The organism is uncultured Kluyvera sp. (assembly GCF_902485085.1).
GTDB classification, from domain to species: domain Bacteria; phylum Pseudomonadota; class Gammaproteobacteria; order Enterobacterales; family Enterobacteriaceae; genus Kluyvera; species Kluyvera ascorbata.
On record NZ_CABTJS010000088.1, the window covers coordinates 36,525 to 43,123 of the forward strand.

A 6,599-nucleotide genomic window follows, 5' to 3' on the forward strand; every position below is an offset into this window, starting at 1 on the left:
GTACAATGACCTCCCGCAGGACTTATTCTCATCACCGTGTTGAATATCAAGTCACCGGAGCCGGGTTAAACACCGCCAGCTGGTTATGCAGACCCCACTGATCCGAGAAGGTTTTCTTACGCCCGCTCGCCACGTCCAGAATGAACTCAAACAGCTTCGTGCCTACATCCTCAATCGTCTCTTCGCCCGTGGCAATGGTTCCGGCGTTGATATCCATTAAGTCATACCAGCGATTCGCCAGCTCGGTGCGGGTGGCCATCTTGATGACCGGTACGGCCATCAGACCGTACGGCGTACCGCGGCCGGTGGTGAAGACCTGAACGGTAATGCCGGAAGCGACCTGCTGGGTGCCGCAGACAAAATCGCTTGCCGGGGTGGCGGCATAAATCAGGCCGCGCTTGGTTGGGCGTTGGCCTGGTGAAAGCACTTCCACGATAGCGCTCTTGCCGGATTTAGCGATAGAGCCCAGCGCTTTTTCCACCACGTTTGCCAGTCCACCTTTCTTGTTGCCCGGAGACGGGTTGGCGCTGCGGTCGGTCTGGCCCATATCGAGGTAGTTATCGTACCAGGCCATCTCTTCCAGCAGGCGTTTGCCCACTTCTTCGTTGATGACGCGCGGCGTGAGCAGGTGGATGGCGTCACGCACTTCGGTTACTTCCGAGAACATCACGGTTGCGCCGCAGCGCACCAGCAGGTCAGACGCGTAGCCTACCGCCGGATTTGCCGTCACGCCGGAGAACGCATCGCTTCCGCCGCACTGCATACCGACGACCAGTTCAGAGGCCGGGCAGGTTTCGCGCTGGCGCTTGTTGAGTTTTTCCAGGTGACGTTCGGCCACCTGCAAAATGTCGTCGACCATTGAGCGAAAACCAACATGCTGTTCATCTTGCAAACGTACGATGCTGGCGCTGTCGACTGGGATGCTCTGTACATCTTCGGTACCTTGAAGCAGACGCTCTGGCTGTAATTTTTCACAGCCGAGGCCCACAACCATCACTTCGCCGCCAAAGTTAGGGTTCAGGGCGATGTTGTGAATGGTGCGAATGGGCACGATGGCCGCCGGGGCGTTGATCGCCACGCCGCAGCCGTACAGGTGATTGAGGCCAACCACGCCGTCGACGTTGGGGTATTTGGGCAGCAGATCGCGTTCAATAATTTTGACTACGTAATCCACCACGCCCGCCACGCAATGTACACTGGTTGAAATACCCAGCAGGTTTTTGGTACCCACGCTGCCGTCGGCGTTGCGATAGCCTTCGAAGGTGTAGCCCTCCAGCGGCGGCAGCGGCTCTGGCACTCGGGTTGCCAGCGGTAAGGTATTCAGCGGCGGTGCCTTTGGCAGAATAACCATGGATTCATCAATCCAGCTCCCTTTGACGATGTCGCGAACGGCGTAGCCGATGACCTCGCCGTAGCGGATAATTTCGCCATTGTGGGGAATATCCACCAGGGCCACTTTATGCCCTTGAGGAATATGCTCAATTAATTCCAGACCGTCAGGAAAGCGGGTTCCTGCTTTTAATCCATTATCGTTAACAATAATCGCGACATTGTCTGTATCGTGCACTTTAATATAAAAGGCAGTCGGCGATTCTTGTCTGATTTCGATGTTAGCCATTGTCCAGCATTCTCCAGCCAGTGGGTAAAATAATAAATGTTATAAGTGTCAGGTTATTCAATGTGGAAAATAAGAACACTTTGATTATGGAATAAAGCATGTCAGGTGTTGGAATCTAAAAATGTGATAAAGATCACCTATTGTCGTCATGCCTTGTGGCGCAAGGGTATCAAAAATTGAAATTGTGCATCAGCGCCCAGTGTTATGTGCATATGTATAACTAAAAGATTTTATAAGGCTATTAAATTGTGTTTTTGCACAATGTATGGCTATCGTTTCCTGATTATACTGAATCTCGATTTCATGGCGTATTATCGATTTATTAAGATTGCCAGTTATCAATAAATAATCAGCGAAATAGACCTTAATAATAAAAATATAATTAAGGTTCTCTGTGCCCGAGGATAATAAAATGATACACGATACAGCTGATGTTTCTGGATCAACAAAAGGAATGCATACCCGTTATTTAATTCTTTTAGTTATTTTCATTGTTACGGCCGTTAACTATGCGGACCGCGCCACGCTCTCAATCGCCGGTACGTCGGTGGCAAAAGAGCTGGGTCTGAGCGCGGTCGAAATGGGGTACATCTTCTCTGCGTTCGGTTGGGCTTATTTGCTCATGCAGATCCCCGGTGGTTGGTTACTGGATAAATTTGGTTCGAAGAAAGTCTATACCTATAGTCTGTTCTTCTGGTCGCTGTTTACTTTCCTGCAGGGCTTTGTTGGCTTCTTCCCACTGGCATGGGCGGGCGTCTCAATGTTCTTCATGCGCTTTATGCTGGGCTTCTCTGAAGCGCCTTCCTTCCCGGCTAACGCCCGTATCGTAGCGGCCTGGTTCCCGACCAAAGAGCGCGGCACGGCGTCCGCTATCTTTAACTCCGCGCAGTACTTCTCTTTAGCGCTGTTCTCGCCACTGTTGGGCTGGTTAACCTTCGCCTGGGGCTGGGAGCACGTCTTTACCGTGATGGGTGTGATTGGTTTTGTGTTGACCGGGATGTGGGTGAAGTTCGTCCATAACCCAACCGACCATCCGCGCATGTCCAAAGAAGAGCTGAAGTTCATTGCGGATAACGGTGCCGTGGTCGATATGGACCATAAAAAGCCGGGCAGCGATGCGGCAAAAGGTCCGAAGCTGGATTACATCAAGCAGTTGCTGAGCAGCCGTATGATGTTAGGGATCTTCTTCGGTCAGTACTTCCTGAACACCATTACGTGGTTCTTCCTCACCTGGTTCCCGATTTACCTGGTGCAGGACAAAGGCATGTCGATTCTGAAAGTAGGGCTCGTGGCGTCTATTCCTGCATTGTGCGGCTTTGCCGGTGGCGTGTTGGGCGGGTTGTTCTCCGACTACCTGATTCGTCGTGGCTGTACGCTGACCTTTGCCCGTAAGCTGCCTATCGTATTGGGCATGCTGCTGGCATCGACGATTATTCTGTGTAACTACACCGATAACACCGCGCTGGTGGTTACCCTGATGGCGTTGGCATTCTTCGGTAAAGGTTTTGGTGCACTCGGCTGGCCGGTTATCTCCGACGTGGCACCAAAAGAGATTGTAGGGCTGTGCGGCGGGCTGTTTAACGTCTTCGGTAACGTGGCGTCTATCGTCACGCCGCTGGTGATTGGCTATATCGTGAGTGAGCTGCACTCCTTTAATGGTGCACTGATTTTTGTAGGCTGCTCTGCGCTGATGATGATGGTTTGCTACCTGTTCGTGGTTGGCGACATCAAACGTCTGGAACTGCGTAAGTAAGCCACGACTAACTTAAGGTAATGAAAATGGATAACGCGATTTTCCCTAACAAATTCAAAGCTGCGCTGGCGGCAAAACAGGTTCAGATTGGCTGCTGGTCCGCACTCTCCAGCCCAATCAGCACTGAAGTGTTAGGACTGGCCGGTTTCGACTGGCTGGTACTGGACGGTGAACATGCGCCGAACGATGTGACGACGCTCATCCCGCAGCTGATGGCTTTAAAAGGCAGCGCGAGCGCACCGGTTGTGCGTATCCCGACCAACGAGCCGGTGATTATCAAGCGCATGCTGGATATCGGTTTCTACAACTTCCTGATTCCGTTTGTGGAAACCGAAGAAGAAGCCGCGCAGGCGGTCTCTTCGACCCGTTATCCGCCAGAAGGCATTCGCGGCGTGTCCGTTTCTCATCGCGGCAACATGTTTGGCACCGTGCCGGATTACTTCGCGCAGTCCAATAAAAACATCACCATCCTGGTGCAGATCGAAAGCCAGCTGGGCGTCGACAACGTTGATGCCATTGCCGCCACTGAAGGCGTAGATGGCATCTTTGTTGGCCCAAGTGACCTTGCCGCGGCGTTAGGCCATCTGGGCAACGCTTCTCACCCGGAAGTGCAGCAGGCGATTCAACATATTTTCGCCCGTGCCAAAGCGCACGGTAAGCCAAGCGGCATTCTGGCACCGGTAGAAGCCGATGCGCGCCGCTATCTGGAGTGGGGCGCAACCTTTGTGGCGGTTGGCAGCGATCTCGGCGTGTTCCGCGCCGGTACGCAGAAGCTGGCTGACGCGTTCAAGAAGTAACCACCACCGAATACATACACATTTGAGGAAATGACGATGAAAGTTGGTTTTATTGGCCTGGGTATCATGGGTAAACCGATGAGTAAAAACCTGCTGAAAGCGGGTTACTCGCTGGTGGTTTCTGACCGTAATCCTGAAACGATTGCCGAAGTGATTGCCGCCGGTGCTGAAACGGCGACCACGGCAAAAGCGATTGCTGAACAGTGTGATGTGATCATCACCATGCTGCCAAACTCGCCACACGTGAAAGAAGTGGCACTAGGTGAAAACGGCATTATCGAAGGCGCGAAGCCGGGCACCGTGCTTATCGACATGAGCTCGATTGCACCGCTGGCCAGCCGTGAAATTAGCGACGCGCTGAAGGCGAAAGGCATTGATATGCTCGATGCGCCGGTGAGCGGCGGTGAACCAAAAGCTATCGACGGTACGCTGTCGGTGATGGTCGGCGGTGATAAAGCCATCTTCGATAAGTATTACGATCTGATGAAAGCGATGGCGGGTTCCGTGGTGCATACCGGCGATATTGGTGCGGGCAACGTGACCAAGCTGGCAAACCAGGTGATCGTGGCGCTAAACATTGCGGCAATGTCCGAAGCGCTGACGCTGGCGACCAAAGCGGGCGTTAACCCGGATCTGGTCTATCAGGCGATTCGTGGCGGACTGGCGGGCAGCACCGTGCTGGATGCGAAAGCACCGATGGTGATGGATCGTAACTTCAAACCGGGCTTCCGTATCGACCTGCATATTAAAGATCTGGCGAATGCGTTGGATACCTCGCACGGCGTGGGCGCGCAGCTGCCGCTGACCGCCGCGGTAATGGAGATGATGCAGGCGCTGCGTGCTGATGGTCTTGGAACCGCCGACCATAGCGCTCTGGCGTGCTATTACGAAAAACTGGCGAAAGTGGAAGTCACTCGCTAAGGACGTTGTGCCCGGTGGCGCATTGCGTGCCGGGCCTACAGGGTAGGCCGGAGCTGTGAAACGCCCTCCGGCGTCGTGCGCTAATAGGCTCAGATATGAAAATCGTAATCGCCCCAGACTCTTATAAAGAAAGCCTTTCTGCCACCGAGGTAGCTCAGGCCATAGAAAAAGGATTTCGGGAAATCTTTCCGGAAGCGCAATTCGTGTCAGTGCCGGTCGCCGACGGTGGAGAAGGAACGGTTGAGGCGATGATTGCGGCAACGCAGGGTCGTTCAGTGACGTCAACGGTCACCGGTCCGCTTGGCGAAGCCGTGGAAGCACAGTGGGGGAGCTCCGGCGACGGGAATACTGCTTTTATTGAAATGGCGGCGGCAAGCGGTCTGGCATTAGTGCCGCCAGAGCAGCGCAACCCGCTGATTACCACCTCTTACGGCACCGGGGAGCTGATCCTTCAGGCGCTGGAGAGCGGGGCGAAAAACATTATTATCGGCATTGGTGGCAGCGCAACCAATGACGGCGGTGCCGGTATGGTGCAGGCGCTGGGCGCGAAGCTGTGCGATGCCAGCGGCACGGAAATCGGTTTTGGTGGCGGTAGCCTGATGAGTCTCAACCATATTGATATTTCCGGTCTTGATGCTCGCCTGAAAAACTGCGCGATTCGCGTGGCCTGCGATGTGACGAACCCGCTGACCGGACCTTTTGGCGCATCCTGTATCTTTGGCCCGCAGAAAGGAGCGACGGAGGCGATGATCGTCGAGCTGGATCGTAATCTGGCGCACTACGCGGACGCGATTAAGAAATCGCTGCGCATTGACGTAAAAGAAGTGCCTGGTTCCGGCGCGGCTGGCGGGATGGGGGCGGCGCTGATGGCGTTCCTCGGCGCGGAGCTGCGCAGCGGCATTGAGATTGTGACCCAGGCGCTGAACCTTGAAGAACATATCCATGATTGCACGCTGGTGGTGACCGGTGAAGGCCGCCTCGATAGCCAGAGCATTCACGGCAAAGTGCCGGTAGGTGTGGCCAGCGTGGCGAAGAAGTACCACAAGCCGGTTATCGGTATTGCCGGTAGCCTGACGCGCGATGTTGGCATGGTACACCAGTACGGGATTGATTCGGTATTCAGCGTGCTGAATCGCATTGGTTCACTGGAAGAAGCCTTCCGCGATGCGGCGGAGAATATTTACCACACTTCCCGGAACATCGCCGCCACAATTCAGGTCGGGATGCGGATCGAAGGGTGACATCGACGCGCAAACCCTCTATACTTCGCGCCGAAGCTGACCAGACAGTCGCCGCTTCGTCGTCGTCCTCTTCGGGGGAGACGGGCGGAGGGGAGGAAAGTCCGGGCTCCATAGGGCAAGGTGCCAGGTAACGCCTGGGGGGTGTAACAGCCCACGACCAGTGCAACAGAGAGCAAACCGCCGATGGCCCGCGCAAGCGGGATCAGGTAAGGGTGAAAGGGTGCGGTAAGAGCGCACCGCGCGGCTGGTAACAGTCCGTGGCACGGTAA

Annotated in this window: 5 protein-coding genes and 1 other RNA gene; 5 read left to right on the forward strand and 1 reads right to left on the reverse strand. The window is 54.7% G+C overall.

Annotation, left to right across the window (positions count from 1 at the left end; genetic code table 11):
- Nucleotides 1-46: 46 nt before the first annotated feature.
- A complete protein-coding gene (gene garD, locus RDN66_RS10370) occupies nucleotides 47-1,618 on the reverse strand; it encodes a galactarate dehydratase (protein WP_202217137.1) in 1,572 nt (523 codons plus the stop codon).
- 412 nt (nucleotides 1,619-2,030) lie between these two features.
- On the opposite strand from garD, the gene RDN66_RS10375 reads away from it, so the two are divergent.
- The 5 genes from RDN66_RS10375 to rnpB all read left to right on the forward strand — a co-directional run.
- On the forward strand, nucleotides 2,031-3,371 hold the full coding sequence (locus tag RDN66_RS10375; RefSeq protein ID WP_202217138.1) for an MFS transporter: 1,341 nt from the start codon (nucleotides 2,031-2,033) through the stop codon (nucleotides 3,369-3,371).
- A 26-nt stretch (nucleotides 3,372-3,397) separates the two neighbouring features.
- The gene (garL, locus tag RDN66_RS10380; RefSeq protein WP_035891260.1) at nucleotides 3,398-4,168 is read left to right on the forward strand and encodes a 2-dehydro-3-deoxyglucarate aldolase; all 771 of its coding nucleotides are present in this window, start codon (nucleotides 3,398-3,400) and stop codon (nucleotides 4,166-4,168) included.
- A gap of 30 nt (nucleotides 4,169-4,198) precedes the next feature.
- Complete coding sequence (garR, locus tag RDN66_RS10385) at nucleotides 4,199-5,089, forward strand: 2-hydroxy-3-oxopropionate reductase (RefSeq protein ID WP_035891024.1); 891 nt, start codon at nucleotides 4,199-4,201, stop codon at nucleotides 5,087-5,089.
- A 95-nt stretch (nucleotides 5,090-5,184) separates the two neighbouring features.
- A complete protein-coding gene (gene garK, locus RDN66_RS10390) occupies nucleotides 5,185-6,330 on the forward strand; it encodes a glycerate 2-kinase (RefSeq protein ID WP_202217140.1) in 1,146 nt (381 codons plus the stop codon).
- 32 nt (nucleotides 6,331-6,362) lie between these two features.
- Nucleotides 6,363-6,599: RNase P RNA component class A (gene rnpB / locus RDN66_RS10395), an RNA gene on the forward strand; the annotation flags it as partial.

Excerpts from the sequence above, each read along its gene's own strand:
- garL (WP_035891260.1), top strand. The coding sequence starts at position 3,398 with ATGGATAACGCGATTTTCCCTAACAAATTCAAAGCTGCGCTGGCGGCA.
- garD (WP_202217137.1), bottom strand. The coding sequence starts at position 1,618 with ATGGCTAACATCGAAATCAGACAAGAATCGCCGACTGCCTTTTATATT.
- garK (WP_202217140.1), top strand. The coding sequence starts at position 5,185 with ATGAAAATCGTAATCGCCCCAGACTCTTATAAAGAAAGCCTTTCTGCC.
- RDN66_RS10375 (WP_202217138.1), top strand. The coding sequence starts at position 2,031 with ATGATACACGATACAGCTGATGTTTCTGGATCAACAAAAGGAATGCAT.
- garR (WP_035891024.1), top strand. The coding sequence starts at position 4,199 with ATGACGATGAAAGTTGGTTTTATTGGCCTGGGTATCATGGGTAAACCG.